This window comes from Hymenobacter oligotrophus, from assembly GCF_003574965.1.
GTDB classification, from domain to species: domain Bacteria; phylum Bacteroidota; class Bacteroidia; order Cytophagales; family Hymenobacteraceae; genus Solirubrum; species Solirubrum oligotrophum.
In genome coordinates, this window is record NZ_CP032317.1 from 828,740 (window position 1) to 849,219 (window position 20,480).

The 20,480-nt window shown below is 61.4% G+C and carries 18 protein-coding genes; 6 read left to right on the forward strand and 12 right to left on the reverse strand.

The annotated features are described in order from the left end of the window. Window positions 1–66 precede the first annotated feature (66 nt). From D3Y59_RS03465 to D3Y59_RS03490, 6 genes are read right to left on the reverse strand one after another with little or no spacing between them, the layout of a single operon-like run. On the reverse strand, window positions 67–3,180 hold the full coding sequence (locus tag D3Y59_RS03465) for a PD-(D/E)XK nuclease family protein (RefSeq protein ID WP_119443791.1): 3,114 nt from the start codon (window positions 3,178–3,180) through the stop codon (window positions 67–69). A gap of 54 nt (window positions 3,181–3,234) precedes the next feature. Then, window positions 3,235–3,762 carry a GNAT family N-acetyltransferase gene (locus tag D3Y59_RS03470; RefSeq protein ID WP_162910514.1) on the reverse strand — a complete coding sequence of 176 codons (528 nt, stop codon included), beginning with the start codon at window positions 3,760–3,762 and terminating at the stop codon, window positions 3,235–3,237. A 29-nt stretch (window positions 3,763–3,791) separates the two neighbouring features. Next, a complete protein-coding gene (locus D3Y59_RS03475) occupies window positions 3,792–4,115 on the reverse strand; it encodes a hypothetical protein (protein WP_119443793.1) in 324 nt (107 codons plus the stop codon). 13 nt (window positions 4,116–4,128) lie between these two features. After that, the gene (locus tag D3Y59_RS03480; protein WP_119443794.1) at window positions 4,129–4,650 is read right to left on the reverse strand and encodes a GNAT family N-acetyltransferase; all 522 of its coding nucleotides are present in this window, start codon (window positions 4,648–4,650) and stop codon (window positions 4,129–4,131) included. A 31-nt stretch (window positions 4,651–4,681) separates the two neighbouring features. Continuing rightward, on the reverse strand, window positions 4,682–5,095 hold the full coding sequence (locus tag D3Y59_RS03485) for a c-type cytochrome (RefSeq protein WP_119443795.1): 414 nt from the start codon (window positions 5,093–5,095) through the stop codon (window positions 4,682–4,684). 39 nt (window positions 5,096–5,134) lie between these two features. Then, the gene (locus tag D3Y59_RS03490; protein ID WP_240410497.1) at window positions 5,135–6,628 is read right to left on the reverse strand and encodes a PQQ-dependent sugar dehydrogenase; all 1,494 of its coding nucleotides are present in this window, start codon (window positions 6,626–6,628) and stop codon (window positions 5,135–5,137) included. Between the two features lie 115 nt (window positions 6,629–6,743). Between D3Y59_RS03490 and D3Y59_RS03495 the strand changes: the two genes are divergently transcribed. From D3Y59_RS03495 to D3Y59_RS03505, 3 genes are all read left to right on the forward strand, one after another. Beyond that, window positions 6,744–7,124, forward strand: a complete 381-nt coding sequence (locus D3Y59_RS03495; RefSeq protein ID WP_119443796.1) for a transmembrane 220 family protein — start codon at window positions 6,744–6,746, stop codon at window positions 7,122–7,124. A 53-nt stretch (window positions 7,125–7,177) separates the two neighbouring features. Beyond that, entirely contained in the window at window positions 7,178–8,236 is a 1,059-nt protein-coding gene (locus tag D3Y59_RS03500) for a BamA/TamA family outer membrane protein (RefSeq protein WP_162910515.1), read from the forward strand. 169 nt (window positions 8,237–8,405) lie between these two features. Continuing rightward, window positions 8,406–8,933, forward strand: coding sequence for a vitamin K epoxide reductase family protein (locus tag D3Y59_RS03505; protein WP_119443798.1), 528 nt, complete (start codon window positions 8,406–8,408; stop codon window positions 8,931–8,933). A gap of 82 nt (window positions 8,934–9,015) precedes the next feature. On the opposite strand, the gene D3Y59_RS03510 is transcribed toward D3Y59_RS03505, so the two are convergent. The 5 genes from D3Y59_RS03510 to D3Y59_RS03530 form a co-directional block, all read right to left on the reverse strand. After that, window positions 9,016–9,981: a glycosyltransferase family 2 protein gene (locus D3Y59_RS03510; protein ID WP_119443799.1), complete on the reverse strand. Its 966-nt coding sequence runs from the start codon at window positions 9,979–9,981 to the stop codon at window positions 9,016–9,018. A gap of 67 nt (window positions 9,982–10,048) precedes the next feature. Continuing rightward, a complete protein-coding gene (locus tag D3Y59_RS03515; RefSeq protein ID WP_119443800.1) occupies window positions 10,049–11,161 on the reverse strand; it encodes a DegT/DnrJ/EryC1/StrS family aminotransferase in 1,113 nt (370 codons plus the stop codon). A 114-nt stretch (window positions 11,162–11,275) separates the two neighbouring features. Continuing rightward, complete coding sequence (locus tag D3Y59_RS03520; protein ID WP_119443801.1) at window positions 11,276–14,695, reverse strand: UvrD-helicase domain-containing protein; 3,420 nt, start codon at window positions 14,693–14,695, stop codon at window positions 11,276–11,278. A gap of 51 nt (window positions 14,696–14,746) precedes the next feature. Continuing rightward, entirely contained in the window at window positions 14,747–15,367 is a 621-nt protein-coding gene (locus tag D3Y59_RS03525) for a hypothetical protein (protein ID WP_162910516.1), read from the reverse strand. A 158-nt stretch (window positions 15,368–15,525) separates the two neighbouring features. Then, window positions 15,526–15,954, reverse strand: a complete 429-nt coding sequence (locus tag D3Y59_RS03530; RefSeq protein ID WP_119443803.1) for an acyl-CoA thioesterase — start codon at window positions 15,952–15,954, stop codon at window positions 15,526–15,528. A gap of 89 nt (window positions 15,955–16,043) precedes the next feature. Here D3Y59_RS03530 and D3Y59_RS18165 point away from each other — a divergent pair, with 89 nt between their 5' ends. The 3 genes from D3Y59_RS18165 to D3Y59_RS03545 all read left to right on the forward strand — a co-directional run bounded on the left by D3Y59_RS18165 (window position 16,044) and on the right by D3Y59_RS03545 (window position 19,652). Further along, window positions 16,044–16,778 carry a hypothetical protein gene (locus D3Y59_RS18165; RefSeq protein WP_162910517.1) on the forward strand — a complete coding sequence of 245 codons (735 nt, stop codon included), beginning with the start codon at window positions 16,044–16,046 and terminating at the stop codon, window positions 16,776–16,778. Window positions 16,779–17,213: 435 nt separating this feature from the next. Further along, on the forward strand, window positions 17,214–17,405 hold the full coding sequence (locus D3Y59_RS03540) for a cold-shock protein (RefSeq protein ID WP_059070568.1): 192 nt from the start codon (window positions 17,214–17,216) through the stop codon (window positions 17,403–17,405). Between the two features lie 351 nt (window positions 17,406–17,756). Continuing rightward, on the forward strand, window positions 17,757–19,652 hold the full coding sequence (locus D3Y59_RS03545) for a DEAD/DEAH box helicase (RefSeq protein ID WP_119443805.1): 1,896 nt from the start codon (window positions 17,757–17,759) through the stop codon (window positions 19,650–19,652). A gap of 246 nt (window positions 19,653–19,898) precedes the next feature. On the opposite strand, the gene D3Y59_RS03550 is transcribed toward D3Y59_RS03545, so the two are convergent. Then, window positions 19,899–20,372, reverse strand: coding sequence for a ferritin-like domain-containing protein (locus D3Y59_RS03550; RefSeq protein ID WP_119443806.1), 474 nt, complete (start codon window positions 20,370–20,372; stop codon window positions 19,899–19,901). Window positions 20,373–20,480: the final 108 nt, after the last annotated feature.

A 20,480-nucleotide genomic window follows, 5' to 3' on the forward strand; every position in this document is an offset into this window, starting at 1 on the left:
GTAACACAGCGGCCCCGCAGCTGCGCTAACATTGCTGTGGGGCCGCTACTATTAAACCGTAAACAACTACCGCGCACAAATGCCCTTATAAGGACACCATTGGCACACATTCAAGTCGTCGGTTTTGCGGATGGGCTCCTGGGGGTCAAGCATGCGGTCGACCAGGCGGGTAAGTACCTGCTGGCTGGTTTCCTCGAACAGCTGGCCCTCGGCGGTCATGAACCCTAGGTCGGCGGAAAGCGGGGCGGGGTCGGGGCTGCGCAGGGGCACAATGGCGGCATCGGCAGCGGCGTAGCCGCGCTGGGCCAGCATCAGGCGGTAGAGCCAAAGCTGCCGCACTTTGTCGGTGCCGCCGCCGGCTTCGGTTACCATGCGCTCCATGGCCTCGGCGGGAGTGCGTTTGCTGCGGCTGCCGCCCATTAGGTTAAGCGAGGCACCGTGCACCGAGCCGGTTTTGTAGTCGATAATGCGGCGGCGGCCGTCGGGCAGCTCGTCGATGCGGTCGGCGAAACCAATCAGACGCACCGCCACCCGGTCGCCGGCTTTGGTTTCGACGAACACGGTGCCGTGGAGCTGCTCTTCGAGGCCTACTACTTTCAGCGGGCCATCGGCTTGAATTTGAGTAATGAGCGAATCCAGGTAACGCTGTACCAAGTGGCGGCCCACGCCGCGCAGCACGTGGTTGAGGCCTTCGTCGGGGAGTTGTTGGTGCGGGGTGGTGGTTTCGTTGCCATCGTCGAGGGCGAGGCCACGCTCCAGCAAATCGGCCACCCGCGGCTTCCACGATTCCACGTCGTCGGCGGAAATGGCGCGGCCGTCCGTCACGTAAGGCCGCATCAACTCCTCCAGCACGTAGTGCACAGCGGTGCCGAACACGTCGGCGCCTAGGTCTTCGGCCACGGTTTCCTGCTCCTGAAATTTGGCCACCCGCGAGAAGTAGAACTGCAGCGAGCAGGTAAGAAACTGGTTCAGGCCCGAGGCCGACAAGCCCCGCTCGAGCAAGCCCCGGATGGCGCCCAGCATCTCCCAATCTTTCTCCAGCACCAGGTCGCCTTCGTATTTTTGAGTTGTCAGTTGTCGGTTACCAGTTGTCAGGTGCTGGCCAAGCGGCACCTGGTTTGTGGGCGCGGTAGCCGAGCCGCGGGCTACTTCGCCGCCCACCTCAAACCCTTCGGGCGTAACCGTGGCCGAAGCGGTCAGGTCGAGCAGTTCGAGGTTGGGGTTTTGGATGCGGAGGTCGTTTTCGATCTGCAGCAAAAAGCGGCTTCGCTCGCCGGCCTGTACGCCCTCCGAACCCGGCAGGATATGCACCAGATCGACGCGCTTGGCCCGCTGCAACAAGCGCCAGAACTGGTGCGAAGTGGCGGCTTCGTGCTCGGCGTAGGTGGGCATGCCGTACTTGGTGAGCACGTCGTAGGGGAACAACGAGGTGTTGCGCTTGGGCGCGGGCAGGATGTTCTCGTTGCAACTCAGGATGATGACGTGGTCGAAATCGAGGGCACGGGTTTCGAGCAAACCCATTACCTGCACCTGCGCAATTGGCTCGCCCGAAAAGGGCAGGCGCGTGCGGCCCATTTGCTCGTACAAAAAGCGCCGGAACGAGCGCACCGAGGGGCGCTGCTCGCGGCAATCGAAAGCCGAATCGAGCTGGCGTACGAGCGTGTAGAACAGGTACAGGTACTCGGCCTCGATGGCGGTGTGCTCCTGGCGGTACACATCGCGCAGTAAATCAATTACTTCGTAGCAGGCGCGCACCACGTCGTCGCAGTTGCGCCAGGGTCGGAATAAGGCCTCCACCAGCGGGTGGTGCCGCCCTAGGTCGCGCAACTCGTCTTCGGAGAGCAGCACGGCATTGCGCTTCACAATCTGCCGGCAAATGTCGTCGAGCACGCCGTGGTACTGCTGCTGATCGGGCTGGCGGTCGAGCCACTGCTCGTAGCGCCGCAAAAAGGGGTGCGCCAGCAGCTTGCTAACCGTGAGGTGGTGGTAGCGCCGCACGCCGTAATCGGGTCCGGTTTCGCCCTCGCGCACGCCCGTTAGGTGCACCTCAAACAGCAGATCGATGAGGTTGAACAAAGGTGTGCTGCGGAAGCTCAGGCCCATGGTTACGTTGAACTGCGGCACCTGCTCGGGCGGCAAGCCGTGCAGCACGGGCAGCAGCAGGGTTTCGTCGGGCAGCACCACGGCCACCGAAGCCTTGGGTGCGGTTTGCAGTGCCTCCGCTACCAGCTGGCCCGCAACTTTGCCCTGCATGGAGTTATTGGCCACGCCAATCAGGCGAATCTGGCGGGGCAGGGTGCGCAGCAAATCCTCGGAGCCGGTTTCGGCAAAGCCAAAGGCGGCGGGCCCTAGGTCGAGGTAATCGGCAATGCGGCGGAAGGGCAAGCCGGCCCGGTTCGGCGACTCGCCATCGAGGTAAAACCGGTCGGTGTCGAAGCGTACTTCGGCCTTGGCTTGCTTGAGCAGCAAGCGGATGAGGTACTGCTCCGCGCGCGACAACGTGCCCAGACCTAGGAAGATGTGCTGCGGCACCTGGGCGGGGTTGTCCTGCAAGCGTTGCTGCATGCGGTCGACGGCCAAGCGGTAGGCCAGGCCGGGGTAGGCGAGGGCTTGGTCTTTGAGGCGGCGGCGCAGGCGGCGGTAGACTTTCTCGAGGTCGTCCCAGAAACGGAACCACGCAGCCGTGGCCGAAGCCGGCGTGGGCGTATCGGTAAGGTCCCAGCGCTCCAGCGCCTTGGCTTCGGAGAGGTACTCAAACAAACCGGCCGGGTCGGCCAGGTTCTGGTCGAGGGCCGAAAAATCATCGAGCAGCAACCGCGACCAGCCCGTAAAGAGGTCAAAATCAAGCTTCGGGTCGAGCTCCCGCAGGATGTCGAACAGCAAGAGCTGCAAGGCAATGGGCTCCTCTACCTGCACGCCGGCCAGCTCCACCATGTAGTCCTCCATCGAGGCCACCCTAGGGCTCCAGATGGCTTCGCCTTTGGGAGCAGCCAGGGCCAGCTCGTTTTTCAGGTACACCACAGCGCGGCGCGTGGGCACCACCACCACCAAATCGGATAACTCATTGCCCGAGAAGCGGCCTAGCAAATCCTGCGCGGCCTGGCGCAAAAAGGGTTGAAGCGAAAGGGCCTCGGAAGCAGAAGCAAGGGCAGAAGGCGTGGCGGCAGCGGGGTAACTCATTAAACGTAAAAATAGCCTAAGCCAGGGAGTAATGCGTTGGCACTGGCTTTATAATCAACTAGCGCCAATGGCTGATTGCGGGGCCGGGGCCGGCTGCTCTAGGGTATAAAACCGCACAGGCCCACCGTAAAACTCGGCCATGTGCTGGTAGCGCAGGCCGCACTTTTCGAGCACGTGCTGCGAGGCCAGGTTTTCGGGGTGCGTTACGCCTACGATTTGCTGCAGCCCTAGGTCCTGGAAGCCGTAGCGCAGCAAGGCACGGGTCATTTCGGTGGCGTAGCCGCGGCCCCAAAACTCCGGAAAGAAACGGTAGCCTATTTCGATATACCCCGAGGCCTCGAGGTGTTTGAGCACGTGCACGCCCACAAATGCGCCCGTGCTTTTCTCGATGACGGCCCAACGCCCCAGGCCCGGAAACTTCTCGTAATTGGCAATTAGCTCCTCCAGGTACTCGCGGGTGCCTTCGTAGGTGCGCGGCGGAATGATGTAGCGCATCACCTCGGGGTCAGAATCGAGGCGGTACAAGGTATCGAGGTCGGCGAGGGTGAGCTGGCGCAGCGCCAGGCGCTCGGTTTCGGGCAAGGCAATAGGTGGCAACGGAGGGCTTGCAGCTAGAGGTGGTAAATTTCAATCCAGGTTTGGCTTACCCATACCGTTGTGCCGCCGGGCAGCGCGCCCACATCGTCCGATTCGATGAGCAGCACGTAATCGGCTTGCTGATCGGGGCCTGGGTCGTCGGCCGGGCGCTGCAGCTCTTCTACCGAGGCAGGCACCGTTAGGGTGTGCCCGTTGGCAAAGCGCAGTTCCACCTCCAGGTTGGCGTGAATCGGAAACCGGCGCAGGCTTGGTTGGTGCTGCCGCCCGGGCAAGGCTAGCAGGCCCAGTCCGGGCAAGTGCAAGGTGTTTTCGACAACCATCAGCAGCTGGCTGGGCATAGGCACGCGGTGGCTATTTGGGAGTTGGTAAAGTGGGGTTGTCGGCTGCGTAAAAGCGCTGCTCGAAACCGTAGTAGAATTCCTGCTTCTGGTAGCGCAGGCCGCACTTTTCGAGCACGTGCTGCGAGGCCACATTGGCGGGCAAGGTAACCCCCACAATTTGCGGCAAATTCAACTCACTGAACCCATACTGCACCAATGCTTGGGCCATTTCGGTGGCGTAGCCGCGGCCCCAGTACTCTGGCAACAACCGATAACCGACCTCGATCATTTCGGTCTGATCGAGCGGTTTGAGCAGGTGCAAGCCTACTACGTTTTCCGAAGCTTTTTCAACCGTCAGGAAGCGGCCCATATCGGGCCAACGCTCGTAATCGGCGGCCATGTTGGCAAGGTACTGCCGCACCACTTCCTCGCTTTTGGGCGGGCCAGTGTAGCGCATTATGTGCGGATCGGTGTTCAGCCGGAAATACACCTCAAAATCTGCCGGGCTAATACGACGCAACGCCAGACGCGGGGTTTCGGGAAGCGGAATCATGCCCGCAAGTTAGGAAACTGCCCGCGCAGCGTTATTTGCTTTTTGGGGCCCGCACGGGGCCGCTGGTTAGGGCTTTTTCGGGTTCGGTGCGGCGCAGGGCTTTCATGTACACCACCAGATCATCGAGCTGCTCGGGCGATATTTCGTGCTTTTTGAAGGACGGCATCCGGCCCACACCGGCAAAAAACGCCCGGCTGCGAATGCGGAAACGCAAAGCTGTGCCCGGCAGCGGTACGTTGTTGAGCGCAGGGCCCGCTCCGGCTTCGCCGCCGGGGTGGCACTTCTGGCAGTTTTGCATGTAAACCAAATGCCCGCGCTGCATTTGGGCATTGCCGGCTAGGTTGAGCGCGCCACCTAGGGGCTCGCTCCGGCGGGCGGTGGTGCAAGCGGCCAACGCCAAGCCGAGCAGGGCCGGCGCCCACCATGCGTTTACAACTCGTTTCATAGCTCCAGGGTCGGGTTAGATGGGTGCGTAGGGGGCAGATTACTCTTTGGTTATTTTCCAGACCACGCCGGTTTGCTTGCGGGGGCTTGGGCCTTGCTCCGTCATGGGCATCACGCCGAAATCGACTACGTAAAGGGCTTTGCCGCTGTGGTCGAAGCGGGCCGCGACGGGGCGCTCCAAGCCGGCGCTGCTGATTTCGGAAGCCGGCCCGTTGGTGCGGCCTTTGTTCACCACGAAATCCTCTACGGCGCCGGTGGCGGGGTTTACGCGCACCACTTTGTAGCCCACCGGGCCGTACACGCGGCCTACCTCAGGGGCCATGTCGCCGAACTGCGCCACAAACGCCTCGCCTACGTGCCCGAAAGCAGCGGCGCGCGAAAAATCAAAGCCGTTCGACGACGAGTGCACGCCCAGCACGGCGGCGGGCTTGGGTGGCTGCTGCGGGTGCTTGGCCAGCAGAAATTTGGGGTCGTTTTTGGGCGTTTCGTAATCGGAGGTGTTCATGGGTTGGCCGGCCGAGTAATCGGGAAAGCCGTACCAAGCGCCGGGCTTAATTTCCCAAAGCACATCGCCGCAGCCATAGCCGGGCCGCGAGCCGCGGGTATCGTAAGCGTTTTCGGTCGTGAACAGCCGCCCATCGGGCGAATAAGCCAGGCCAAAAGGGTTGCGCAGCCCCCAGGCTACCAGCTCGGGTTGCCCGCCGCGCAAGGGCACGCGCATGATGGCGCCGGTGCACGGCAGCTGGCCCTTTACAACTTGCCCCTTGGTGGTAGTGGTGCCAAACGGCACGTAGGCACCGGTGGTAATTTTATCTTCCTTCGCTTCGGTGAGCGGGTTTTCCGACACGAAATTTTCGCCCGTCAGGGTAATATCCTGGCACGGAATGTCGTGAAAGTCGCGGCGGCGCGTCAGCCAACCGAAATCGGCGTTGTCGGGGCCTACCACGCCAGAGTTGGTGGCCGTGCCCTGCCCGAAGTACAGGTAGCCATCGGGGCCCACCACGGGCATGTTGGTGTGGTGGTCGCCGTAGCTGGGTAGCTTGTCTACAACAACGCTCATCTGGCCTTGCGGCGAAACCCGCAGTATGCGGCCGCCCTCCAGTTGGCCGCCTTCCGAGATGTAAAAGGCGCCGTCGTGGTACGTTACGCCCGTCCAGGGGCCGTTTTTGCCGCCCACGTACACCTCGCTGGTGCGGCCGCCGGCCTCCAGGCGCAGCAGGCGCGGTGCCGTCCAAACCTCCCCGTACGAGTAGCCCGCTTCCAGCACATAGGGCGTGCCGCGCTCGTCGAATGCAATGCCGGTGGGATAAGTAAGGCCCTGCGCCACTGCCTCCACGCGGTAGCCGGCCGGTACCGCTACGTCGGTGGCCTCCACGCGCCGGGCCAGGGGCTCAAATGTTTGAGTGCCGCCGTAGTGGCCGCGCAGCTTGTAACAACCGCTGGTAGTCGCCAGCAGCACAAAAGCAAGCGGCGCAAAGGCCCGCTTCAGAGGCGTAAAGTCCTTCATATACAGCGCTTCGGGAGGGTAAAACAACGGGGCAATGGGTAGGTATACTGCGGCAGCCGAGCCGATGTTGTGCCGCGCGTTTGCCCGTTGCATCCTTACCTAGGCGCCCAGCGTACTGCCGCTGTACCCAGCCCGGCTTTTTATGCGCAACCGCTACTTATTTGGCACCCTCAGCCTGCTGCTCGTGGTGTTTGCCGCCCTGCAACTCAACGACCCCGATCCGCTGCTGTGGGTGACGCTGTACCTGCTGCCGGCGGCTACCTTGGCTTGGGCCGCCGCCCGCCCGCTGCCGCGCTGGGTGCCGGGCCTGCTGGCGCTGGCGTACCTAGGGCTGAGTGCGTGGTGGTGGCCAAACCGCTTTGACGGCGTAACCGGCCCCATGAACCCCAACACCACGGTGGAAGACGCGCGCGAGGCCTTGGGGCTGCTGATTTGCGCAGCTTGCCTAAGCCTGGCGGCCTGGTTGGCGCACCCACGCGCCGCTCGCTACTTGGCCGCCCCCAAACCGCAGGTGCAGCCCTGATGCGGCCGTGGGTGCTTAATGCCGCCGGGGCCGTTGGGCTCGGCGGCCTCCTGATGGCGAAGCCGGCCTACGCGGCGCCCGCCTGGCCCGCCGATACGGCAAAAGTGCGGCGCGTGGGCGTGCTGCCGGTTCCGGCCATTGGCTACTCTCCCGAAACCCGCGGCTACCTAGGGGCCGTGGCCCTGTTTACGTTGCGCCTGTACCCGCGCGATACGCTCACGCGCACCTCCAACGCCAAGCTCGAGGTAAACTTCACCCAAAACCGGCAACGCATTTTTAGCGGCGAATGGACGGTGCTGCTGCGCCGCGAACAGTACCTCAGCCAAGGAGCCGTAGCTTACCTGCGCTTTCCGGAATACTTCTGGGGAGTGGGCAACAACGCCCCCGAATCGGCCAAGGAGCTGGTAGACAGCCGCCGCGTGGAGGTGCGCGCCACCGCATTGCGCAAGCTGCGCACGTACGTGTTTGCGGGCCCGCGGGTGCAGCTGCAACACCTGTATGGCGTGCGGCCGGCGGCGGGCGGCTTGCTCGAGCACGGGCAGGCCGTAGGCAGCCGGGGCGGCACATCCAGCGGGGCGGGCTACGAGTTGGTGTACGACGGCCGCGACAACCTGCTGAACCCGCAGCGGCGCGGCTACGCCCGCTTCGCGCAAACCTTTTTTGGCGGGTGGCTGGGCAGCGACTTCCGGTTTACCCGTTACGAACTTGATGTGCGCCGGTACCTGCCCCTGAGTAAGCGGGTGGTGCTGGCCGGACAGTTGTCGGGTATTTTCAGTGCCGGCGAGCCGCCGTTCCGGATGCTGGCGCTGCTCGGCTCCGACGCCGACATGCGCGGCTACTACCGCGGCCGTTTCCGCGACCGGCAGTACGCCGCCGCGCAGGCCGAGCTGCGCTTTCCGGTGTACAAGCGCCTAGGTGCGGTGGCGTTTGCAGGCGGCGGGCAAGTGGCCCGCAACCTCGGCGGGTTTGGCCTAGGTGAGCTGAAGCCCACCGTGGGCGGGGGGCTGCGGTTTCTGATGGACCGCCGCGAAAACATCAACCTGCGCCTCGATTACGCCGTTGGCCAGGGCGGCAACAGCGGCTTCTACATTGCCTTCGGCGAAGCGTTTTGAGGCCCGCGCGGTAGCAGCGGAGGTGCCTGCCCGGGCCGGCCGGGGGCGCGGGCACCTAGGGTTGCGGGCGCAGGCGTGGGCCCGAGCAAAACCCCTCGGCGCCCAACCAATGCCGGGCGGGTGCGTACCCCAACCAAGCACGTTGTTTCAATTTTAACCTTTTGGCTCAATGGATCCGCACCAACTCAGTCAGGAATTACGCCTCGAGAAAACGCCCGACCTCACGCGCCGCCGCTGGATTATCGGCTTGTCGTTGCTGGGTGCCGCCCTAGGTCAGATCGTAACGCTCTACCAAACCGGCATCATCAAGCACCTGCCCGATCCGCCCCTCGATGTATTCGATTCCGACAAAGTGGACGCCTCCAACTACGCCTACAAGCGCCTCGATACGCCCGACGCGGCCGGCATGATAGTAACCTACGGCATTACCACGGCGCTGGCCTCGGCCGGGGGCAAAAGCCGCGCGCTCAACAAGCCCTGGCTGCCGCTGCTGATGGGGGGCAAAATCCTGAGCGATGTGCTGACCAACATGAAGTTGGCGCAAGAGGAATGGGCCGAAAACAAAAAGCTTTGCTTTTACTGCCAAGTGGCCAACATTGCCTCGCTGGCCTCGCTGGCGCTGGCTATGCCGGAGGCCATCAGGGCCCTGAAAAACCTGCAAAAAGGCACCGGCCCGAACAGCGTGGCGCAGGTATAGGCTTGCTTTCGAACGTAGCTCACCGCCCCGCGCGGGCAGCCAGTTGGCTGCCCGCGCGGGGCGGTGAGCTATTGGGGCCACTTTAGTGCTCCGGGCTGGGGTTTTGGCCCGGCGCATCGGGGGCGTACACGTGCTTTACCACGTACAGGGGCCGGTTGCGCGCGGCATCAAGGGCCCGCCACACGTACTCGCCAATTACGCCTAGGGCCACCATCTGAAAGGCTGACACAAAGAGCATTACCACCATCAGTGTCGTCCAACCCGGCGGCTCGTTGGGGCTCGTCAGGCGAAGCCCGATGATGTAGAAGCCGTAGAGCAAAGCAATAACCCCAAGCACCAGCCCCACCGCCGAAATGGCCCGGATGGGGAAGTAGGAAAACGAGAGCAGCGAATCGATGAGCAGCTTGATCTTCTTCGACAGCGTCCAGCGCGAGGTGCCGATGCTGCGCTTGCGCCGCACGTACGGAATGGTAACGTATGGAAAGCCGAGCCACACCATCAGGTAAAACACGTTGGAGTTCCGCTCGCGCAGCCGCACCACTTCGTCGTTTACCTGGCGGTCGAAAAACACAAAATCGAAGCCGCCGTCGGGGATGTTTTTCAGGGCCAAGCGCTTCATCAGCCAATGAAACGCCTGGGCAAACCAGCGCGTGGGGCCGGTCTCGGCGCGGTCTTGCCGGTTGCCGATGACGAGCTTAATGCCCTGCTGCCAGTAGCAGTACATTTGGGCCATCAGCTCGGGCGGGTCCTGCAAATCGGCTGTGATGATGGACAGGCAGTCGCCGGTGGCGTGGGCCATGCCAGCCACGATGGCGTTGTAGGAGCCCACGTTGGCAGCTAGGTCGACGATTTTGATGTTGACCGGGTGCGCGGCCTGCGCGCGGCGCAAGGCACCTAGGGTATCGTCGCCCGATCCATCGTTCACAAACACGTACTCAAACTCCACTTCGGGCGGAAAATTAACCTCGTTTGCCAGCAGGTCTTGCACCGTTACAGGGATGTTATCCTGGTTGTAGTAGCACGGAACGATGATGGAAAGTTTTGGCATGCAGGTGCGTGGGGCGGATAAAGCCGGGAAGTACGTAATCTTTACTGGAAGGCCGGGCAGCGGGACATCATTGGCCAAAACTGCGCACAGCCGCCGCTACGCTGGCCACGTGGTCCTCCGTCATGCCCGGCCACAAGGGCAAGCTTAAGCACGTTTGGGCCAGTTGCTCGGCCACGGGCAACGCAAGCCGGGCAGCCGGCGTGTGGGCGTAGGCCTGTTGCCGATGCGGCGGTACCGGGTAGTGAATGAGCGTGCCAACGCCCGCCTGGGCCAGGTGCTGCTGCAGGGCGTCGCGGCGGGGGTGGTGCACCACGTACAAGTGGTACACGTGGGTGGCGCCGGGGGCCGTGTGGGGCAGGCGCAGTCCTTCGATGCCGGCGAGGTGCCGGTGGTACCAAGTGGCTATTTGCTGGCGTTGCGCAGTCCAGGCGGCCAAGTAGGGCAGTTTGGTGCGTAGCACAGCGGCCTGCAGTTCATCGAGGCGCGAGTTGTAGCCCACCACTTCGTTGTAGTACTTCTGCTGCGAGCCGTAGTTGCGCAGCACCCGCACGCGCTGGGCCAATTGCTCGTTGGCGGTTGTCACGGCGCCTGCGTCGCCCAGCGCACCTAGGTTTTTGCCCGGGTAAAAGCTGGTGGCATTGATGTCGCCGAAAGAGCCCGTGAGCTGCCCATCGAACGCGGCGCCTTGGGCCTGTGCATTGTCCTCTACCACGTGCAGGCCGTTGCGGCCTGCCACCTCCATGATTTCGCGCATGCGGCACGCCTGCCCGTACAGGTGCACCGGCACGATGGCCCGCGTGCGGGGGGTAATTGCTGCCTGCAACTGCGTGGGGTCGAGGTTGCTGGTGGCGGGGTCGGGCTCCACGGGCACGGGCGTGGCACCTACGTGGGTGGCGGCCAGCCACGTAGCGATGTACGTGTTGGAGGGCACCAAAACTTCGTCGCCCGGGCCAATACCTAGAGCGCGCAAGCACAGCACCAGGGCATCGAGGCCGTTGGCTACGCCAACCGCATGCGCCGTTTGGTTGAAAGCGGCATACTCCTGCTCGAATTGCTGTACCTCTTGGCCCAGCACGTACCAATGCGAATCGTAGACCCGCTCAAGCGCCGCTAAAATCTCGGTTTTGAGGGGACTGTGCTGCGCATCAAACGACAGAAATGGTACGCGTAGGGAGGCCATGCCAAGCAAACGAAAGTGGGTTGTTCGGATTCGGGTGGTTAGAAGAGCGTTGCGGCTGCCTGCGGGAAGGCCACGCTGGCAGCGCGCGCCTGCCCACGCAAAAGGCAGCGGTGGTTAGCACGCAAATTCCACTGCTTCTTCTGTTTCAAAATAATATACCAGCCCGCGTACATCGGTGTAGCCGAGTCGTTTAAACAGCTGGCCGTATTGCTTGATGAGGTACTGGTGGCGGTCTTCGGGCGGCGGCAGGCGGAAGTCAATAAGCGTAACGCGGCCGGGCGCCGGGCCTATTTCGGGCTGAAACACCACGCGGTCGGGCTTGTAGTCTTCGCGGGGGGCGCCACCAACGAGGATTTCGCGTTCTGTTTCGGCAGCTACATCCGGGCGGAAGTACTGCACCAACTCGGGCCGTTGCACCAGCCGGTGCAGGCGCTGCAACAGCTCCGGTTGCTCGCGGCGGCTCACGAGGCCTTCGGCCGTGAGCTGGCCGGCTACGCGCTCCACATCTTGCGCCGAAAGCACGCGGCGCAGCGCGAAGTGCAATTTGCGGTTCCAGTCGCGCTGCTTTTCCTGCTCCGAAAAATCGAACACGGTGGTAGCGTGGCGCCGCAAGCGCAGGCGTTGCTCCCAATCGGCGGTATCGAGGTTGCGCAAAGGCAGCAAGGCATGGGCGGGGCCATTCGGTTGCTTGGCCGGCGGGGCAGGCGCACCTTGGCTAAGCACGTAAGTCAGCTGCTCCTCGTTCCACTGCCCTAGGTCGAGCAGGTAGCGGTGCAGCAACTGAGCAATGTTGGTGGCGGGGCCTAGGTCGGCTTTGGCGCTCCTGCCAGCATCGGGCCGGCGGCTGATGATGTACAGGCGGTTGCGCGGCCGCGTAAAAGCCACGTACAGCAGGTTTAGGGCCTCAACAAACGTTTTCTCGCGCTCTACAGCGTATTGCTCACTCAGGGCCGTTTGCGACAGAGCTTCGCGTTGTGTAACCACGGCCACCGGCGGCATGTCGGCAATGGGGCGGTCGTCGACTTCGGGCAAACGGCCCCACAGGTACTCACCGCGGCGGGGCTCCAGGCTCCAATCAGCAAACGGCACAATTACCACGCCGTAGGCCAGCCCTTTAGCTTTGTGCACGGTGGTAATGGTAATGGCATCGCGGCCGGCGGGGGCGTTGATGCTCAGGTTGCTCTTGCGCTGATCCCAGTAGGCCAAGAAGTTGCCTAGGTTGTTGCCGAAGCGCAGGGAGTACTCCAGTGTGAGGTCGAGAAAACGGAACAGGTACTCGCTTTCTTCGCGGCGGTGCAGCAGGCCAAACAGGCCCATCAGCTTCTCGCTGAGCTCGTACAAATCGAGGTTGCCGGTTTGGCGCTCCTGCACATCGTAGCCTAGGCGGCGCAGCTCGTCGAAGAAGGGCAAGGCGCGGTCTTGGTGCGCAATGTCGGCAATCATGCGGGCGCGGTCGGGAGTAGGCGGCAGGCCCCGCACCACCTTATCCACGAGAAGCAAGGCCTCTACGCGGGCCAGGGAGTTGGCCGGCTGATGCAGCACGCGCAAAATGGCCACCAGCAAGTTCACCACTTCCGCAAACTCCAACGACAGCGAATCGGCGGAAATAATATCGTAACCGCGCTCCTTCAGAAACTTGGCCACGCGGCGCGATTGGTCGCGGCGGCGGCACAGCACGGCAATATCCTGCGGGCGGAAGCCGTCTATCAGCGCTTGCTCTACCAACGCAAGCGTTACGTACAGCGTGCTTTCCTCGTAATCGAGCGCATCGGCGGGGGAGTGGCCGGGCAAAGGCTCGTCGGTGTAGGCGCCCGCGTGCGGGTTGTAGATGCGCGCCGGCGCATCGGGTTGCGTAAACAGCAGCTCCACGTGGCTCGGAGGGGCTGCATCGGCGGGCACCGGCGAGTTCTGGCCGAAATGCTCGTCGTAAATCGACTGCACCAACGAGAGTTGCGGATGCGCTTGGCTGACGTGCGCGAAAAAGTCGTTGTTGAACTGAATGATCTGCGGGCCCGAGCGGTAGTTGGTTTGCAGCGAAGCGGGCTCCAGCGCGTGCTCAAGGGTAAAGTAGCGCCCGGCCAGCAAGTCGCGGGTTTCTTCGTCCTGGGCTTTGTTGACGAGGGCGCCGGTTTGGCCTTGGTACAAGCGCAGGATCTGCTCCATCTCGCCGCCGCGCCAGCGGTAAATGGCCTGCTTGGCATCGCCCACGGCCAACGACAGAAACCCATTGGCCACGGCGTTTTCGACCAAGGGCAGCAGGTTGTTCCACTGCAGTTCCGAGGTGTCCTGAAACTCGTCGATAAGCAAATGTTGGTACCGCTCACCTAGGCGCTCGTACAAAAAAGGCACCGGCTCGCGCAACACAATGCTGGCCAACCGGCGGTTGAATTCGCTGATGAGCACCACGTTGCGCTCCTGGCTTACCTGCTCCACGGCCTTGCTCAGCTCGCTCAGCAACGATACGTGGAACAGGTGCGGCAACAAGCCTTCCATCAGCAAAAACTGGCTTAGGTAGCGCAACCGAATAAGCGTCAGCTCCTCAAACACTTCCTGCAGCACCGGCTGTACGGCTTCCACGCGGCTTTTGCCCGGCTCTTTCTTGCCCGTAGCGCTGGCCCACACACCGCTTTCGGCTACCTTTTGGGCGGTGGCGGTAGGAGTGTCGCCGTCTTCGAGCCAGCGGCGCCAGTTTTTGAAGTGCGTGTACACGCCCCGCTCGCCGCCGGCCAGCAAATCGGGCGTTACGCCGTGTTGCTCCAAAGCCTCGAGGGCGCGCTCGGCGGTAGTTTTTACGAGGCTCTCGAGCTCGTCGCGGCGCTGGCGCAGGGTTTTGTGCAGCGTCCGGAACTGCTTCAGCTCCATCTTTTGCAGTTGGGCCACGGCCTCGTGCACCGATTCGTTCAGCAAAAACTTACCGAAGCGCATCAGCTCGTCGGGCAGGGTGTTCCAGCTTCGGCCTTCTTCGGCTTTGCTTAAGGCGTAATCCTGCAGGGTGCGCGTGAGCAGCTCGTGGCCGGAGCCGCGGTTCACTTTATCGAGCAGCAACGCCACCGCCGCGTGCAGCACCGATTCGTCGTCCATTTCCACCTCAAAAGCTGCGGGCAAGCCCAGCTCGCGCGTAAACGACTGCACCACCCGCTGCACAAACGAGTCGATGGTGCTCACGGCAAAATCGGCGTAGTGGTAGAGCACCAGCTTAAAGGTGCGCTGGGCCCGGCTGCGCAGCAGGTTCTGGCGCTGCTCGGGCGTATCGAGTACGCGCGGCAACAGGCCTTCGGCAGCTAGTTCTTCGGCCAACTCGGCTAGCATGCCGTCGGCTTTGGCATCGGTGCCGGGGTAAGCAAAGCCGCGCAACGCGCCCACAATACGCTCCTTCATCTCGGCCGCAGCGGCGTTGGTGAAGGTAATGGCCAAGATGGTCTTGTAGTATCCGGGGTCTTCCGCACCTAGGGCCAACCGCAAGTATTCTTTGGTAAGCTGATACGTTTTGCCAGAGCCGGCAGAAGCGGAATAAATGCGGAAGGTGGCGGGCATTGGAAACAGAAATAAGGCGCAGCAGGAACAGACGAGGAACGAGGCGCGGAATTACTCTTCCTGATCTTCGGATTTGTTGGGCGACACAGCATTGGGTTGCTCTACCACAATGCGCGAAGCGCCGGCGCGCTCTATCATTACCTGTTTGCCCAACTCGCTCAGGTTGCGGCTTTCGTAAATCTTCATGGCCGTCGATACGTCAATGGCCTGGCGCGTTTGCTCGTCGAGGTCGAAGGTGAGCGTGATAAAGTTTAGCTGAACACCTAGGGGCGCCAGCGCTTTGTTGGCCTGCAACAGCAACTGGCTTTCCAACTCGGCCTGATCCAACTCCACAATGTCTTCGTTCAGAAACAGCGCCTTGCTTACATCGCGAATGCGCTTGTCAATTACCATGTTTTCGGCGCCTTCGAACGCGGAAGGCTGAAGCGCCTCTTGGCTGTCGGCGTGCGCGTTGGCTTTACCTAGGTACTTGGCCTGCCGAATGAACACCAGCGGGTCTACAATCGTGTAGTCGTAATCAACTTGCACCGAGGCGCGTACGCGGTCCTTTAAGTTGGTAATAAACCGACTGTCGCCCTGCATCGGAAAGTTGGGTATCACCACTTTCATGTGGCAGGGGTTCATGGTGCCTTTGGGCACGGCCTCGCCAGCGGCTACTCGTTCCCAACTCATGCCGCAATCCGACGAAATAAGTACTTGCTGGTTGGATTTGGCGTAGCTGCAACCAGCAAGTGCAGCAGCGGTTGTTAAAACCTGGGCAAAACGCAGAACGCGGCGAGGGTGTAGCATGGTAGTCGTGGAAAGCCCGAAAGTTAAGGGCCGCAAGCGGTTTAGCCCACCGGCCCCTGCATGCGTGCCGCCACGCTTTGCTCAATTCGTTTTGGCCGCTGCGTCTGCGGGTCGAGCATCACCCACTTGGTTTCGGCCTCGCACAGCAGGGACCCATCGGCCACGCGCTCGATACGCGTAAAACGTTGCGAGGTAGCGCCTTTCATTTCGCCTACCCAAGTAGTCAACGTAAGTTCATCACCTAGGAGCGCGGGTTTGTGGTAGCGCACGTGGTGCTCCAGCACCACCCAAATGTAGTGCTCCCGTTCGCCCTCGGGGTAGGCCGTCAGCCAATGCCAGCCGGCAATGTCCTGTATCCACTGCACGTACTGCACGTTGTTCACGTGGTTAAGCGCGTCAATGTGCGATTCGACAACCGTAATGGGCCGCGAAAAGCGGAAAGCCGACGAAGGGGAGGGCGTTGGTTGCATAGTTGTAAGCAAAGGAAGAACACTCTACGCAGAAACCTTCGCTTTGGCAGGGCAGTAAACCTAGGCACCAACCAATGCACCTCACGTTCATGCCTTACGAACAGAACTTCGATTATCGGCCGACGCGCGGCGAGCGTGATCAGCCCCGCAACGAAAACCGGAACAACAACGAGCGCCGCCAGCAGGATGACCGCCGCAACGGCAACGACCGGTGGGACGGCTACGAGCCGCGCCAGCACCGTGGCCCCGAAGGCAGCCGCTACGACCACGACTACCAAGACCGCGGCGACCGGCACAACGACTACGACCGCAGCCAGCCGCGCGGCGACTACGGCCGCGACCCAGGCACCTTTAGCTACGGCCGGCAATCGGAATATTACGACGGCCGCGCCGACCGCTCTTCGTTTAGCACCTCGCGCGAGCGGCAAAACCCGAGCGCGTTTCAAGGCGGCCTAGGTCCGGGCTCCAACCACTACGAGGGCGACTACCGCGGCGGCCGCGGCTACTACTCCGACGAAGACCAGCAGTGGAGCCGGGGCCATCAGTCCGATCGGGCCAACAACCGCATCCACGACTCCTACGACCGCGACGACCGCCCCGCCCGCGAGCGGCCATCGGGCTACGGAGCGCCCGGCGAGCGGGTGCGGCAGATAAACGACCAGTACGGCCACGACACCTACGATGGCAGCAGCCAGAGCGGCCGCTACCGCGACAACGACCGCCGCTACAACGAGGACTACCCCGGCCGCGACCGGGCCCGCGACGACCGCGACGGCCGTTACCACTACCCCGACGACTACGACCGCCGCGACAATCGGCGTTAAGCCACGCAGCAAACAAGCGGCGCAGCGAAATACCGCTGCGCCGCTTGTGCCTTGAGAGCCCTAGGTACTCCAGGCAAAGTGGCCGCGAGGCACCCCAAGGGCCCGTAGCTTATGCCGCTGCTAGGTGAATTGAGGCCGTCCAACTGTTGGGCAAGCGACTGATGAGCGGCAGTTACGAATGTTTTATGGGCAAAAATTTAGACTTCTTAAAATATGTAACTTATTGATTATTTGATATTAAGCACGGTGTTGTGGCGTTCCGAAACCATGGGCCAGACGCGTGGTTGGCCTATTTTCGCTTTGTCAAAAAATAAATAAGCATATCTTTACCAGCGTTTAAGAATAATTGCTTCCGTTTCTCTGTGGAGCATTCACTTGTTTTCACAGGCTGCTGTTGCCATTCGGCTTAAATAATTTATTCATCACCTCCTTACCATGCAGACAGGAACGGTAAAATTCTTCAACGAGACCAAAGGATTTGGTTTCATCAAAAACGATGCAACCGGCCAGGACATTTTCGTCCACGTAACTGGTCTCATCGACGAAATCCGCGAAAACGACAAAGTGCAGTTCGAAGTGGCCGAAGGCCGCAAAGGGCTGAATGCCGTGCAGGTGCGTCGCGCCTAGTTAGCCGACGTATCCTACAAGGATATAGCGTGATCAAAGCGGCCTGCTCCTTTGGGGCAGGCCGCTCTGTTTTTACCCATCACCATGTGAGGACGGGGCAAGAGCAAGTCAGCGTAGCGAAATAAAGAGCCTTGTGTTTGGGCATTGCTCGCAATTGTGTTATAATTTAAGTATCTTTGCACCCGCAATTGTAAATCGGTCCGCGTCCCGGCCGTGGCGGTTAGTGTTGTCTGCCGCTTTCATTTAAGAATAAGAAGTTCGTCTGCTGTCGTCGTCCGTTGTCCTCTCGTGTTGCGTAGGGAAAGGAACGCGCTGGTTTCGATTGCCGTTTCTATCACTCCCTACGAAGACATGGAGAAAGTAAAATTTGAAGAGCTGCAGCTCTCGGAAGAGCTACAGCGTGCTATTACCGAAATGGGTTACGAGGAAGCCTCGCCCATTCAAACTGCCGCCATTCCGGTACTGCTCGAAGGCAAAGACGTTATTGGCCAAGCCCAAACGGGTACCGGCAAAACGGCTGCCTTTAGTATCCCCGCTATCGAAAGCATTGACACCAACTCCCGCGACGTGCAGGTGCTGGTGCTCTGCCCCACGCGCGAACTCGCCGTGCAAGTTTCGGGCGAAATCCAGAAGCTGGGCAAATACAAGCGTGGCCTTGCCGTAGTGCCCATCTACGGTGGTTCGAGCTACGACCGTCAGTTTAAGGCACTGGAGCGCGGCGTGCAGGTGGTAATTGGTACCCCCGGCCGCGTAATGGACCACTTGGAACGCGGTACGCTTAAGCTGGACAAAGCCAAGATGATCATCCTCGACGAGGCCGACGAAATGCTCGACATGGGCTTCCGCGACGACATCGAGACGGTGCTGGCCCAGATGCCCGAAGAGCGCCAGACGGTATTCTTCTCGGCCACGATGAGCAAACCCATCATGGATCTGACGCGCAAATACCAGCGCGAGCCCCAGATCGTGAAGGTGAACCACCAGGAGATGACCGTCTCGAACATCGAGCAGGCATACTACGAGGTGCGTGGCCCGCAGAAGAAGGACGTACTGTCGCGTGTAATCGACATGTACAGCCTGAAATCGGTGATTGTGTTTGCCAACACCAAGCGCATGGTCGATGACATCGTGAGCGACTTGCAAGCCCGCGGCTACTTTGCCGATGGCCTGCACGGCGACATGAGCCAGCAGGCCCGCCAGAACACGCTCGACAAGTTCCGCAAAGGCACCTTGGAAATCCTCGTAGCCACCGACGTTGCCGCCCGCGGCATCGACGTGGACAACGTGGAGGCCGTGGTTAACTACGACCTGCCCACCGACGAGGAATACTACGTGCACCGCATCGGCCGTACGGGCCGCGCTGGTAAATCGGGCAAAGCCTTCACCTTCGTGAGCGGCCGCGACATTTACAAGCTGCGCGACATCATGCGCTTCACCAAAGCGCAGATCAAGCAGGAGCGCATCCCGTCGTTCGAAGACGTGTCGGAGGTTAAAACCACCGTGCTCCTAGGTCAGATTAAAGAGGTTATCGAAAAGGGCAACCTCGAGAAGTACATCGGCCGCGTGCAGCGTCTGATCGACCAAGAAGAAGAAGTAACCTCGCTAGACATCGCCGCTGCTCTGCTGAAGATGGTGATGAAGGAAAGCAAGCAAGCCGAAAAAGGCTTGGAAGCCGACCGCCAGAAAGGTACGCCGCGCGAGGGTTATACCCGCCTGTTCGTGACGATGGGCAAGAAGGACCGCCTGCACCCGCGCGACCTCGTCGACCTGATCGTGTCGTCGTCGAACATTGCTCCGGGCCGCGTGGGCGACATCGAGCTGTACGACAAGTTCAGCTTTGTGGAAGTACCGAGCGAAGATGCCAACGACGTGATTGAGCAGCTGGGTCGCACCTCGCTGTACGGCCGTCCGGTATCGTTTAGCCTGGCTACGCAGCGCGAAGCTGGTGCCGCAGCCGCTGAAGGCGGCGACGAGCGTCGTCCGCGCCGCTCGGGTGGCCCGGGTGGCTTCGGTGGCAACCGCGAAGGTGGCTTCCAGCGCCGCGAAGGCGGTTACGGTGGCGGCAACCGCGAAGGTGGCTACGGCGGCAACCGTGGCGGTTACGGCGGTGGTCAGCGCCGCGAGGGTGGCTACGGCGGCGGCCAACGCCGCGAAGGCGGTTTCGGTGGCGGTGGCTACCGCGGCCGTCGCGACAACGAGGGCGGTTACCGCCCGCGCCGCGACCGTAGCGAAGGCTTCGACGACTAACCCGCGACTTGAAGCGCATTCGGCGTGAGGTGGCTTGGCCATCCTTCGATTCGCGGCTTCGTGCGCGTTAACAAACAACAACAGCCCGGCCATTTGGCCGGGCTGTTGTTGTTTGTGGGCAGTTGAACTCACACCAGGCTCGGGGCCCTAGGCGGGCGCTGCGCCCCAAAACACGAACAGCCCAAAGCAATGCTCTGGGCTGTTCAATTGTCCGCGAGTTGTGCGGGCTATGGGTTGTCTGTAAGCTTAACGGGCCGACTCTTTCAGCATGCGAATCTGGTCTTGCGCCTGCTTGATGCCGTTGTATTGCTTCTCGACGATGGACTTGATTTCGTGCGGCAGCGCATCGGATTGTACGGCCTTCTGAAACGCTTTCACGGCGTAATCTTCGCCCCGCTCGCACTCATCCAGTATGGCTTTCCGGTCGTTGCCGGTTACCACCGATTTGATGTTGATCCAAGCACGGTGGGCGGTACCAATCACCGAATCCATTTTGTCTTCTTTGGCTTCGGCAGGGCGCATGTTCAGGTTGTGCATGGCGTTTTCCAGCTCCGTGAGGTAGCTGTCGCGCTGTACGGCGTATTGTTTGAATACTTGCTTGAGGTCCTGGTCTTTAACGTCGGTAAGTGCCTCAGAGTAGCCACGCTCGCCGTCCTTCAAGGTTTCTACTAGTTCGTTCAGCACGCCGCGGAGGGCGCTGTTTTGGTTGTCAGTAGCCATGATGTTTGGGGTGTAAGGGTTAGAGCAGATGCGGGAGCTTCTCTGTACTGACCCAAAGCGCGTAAGGTTGCGCTATAAGCCCCGTTGGTGTGGTCGGCTAAGGCTCAA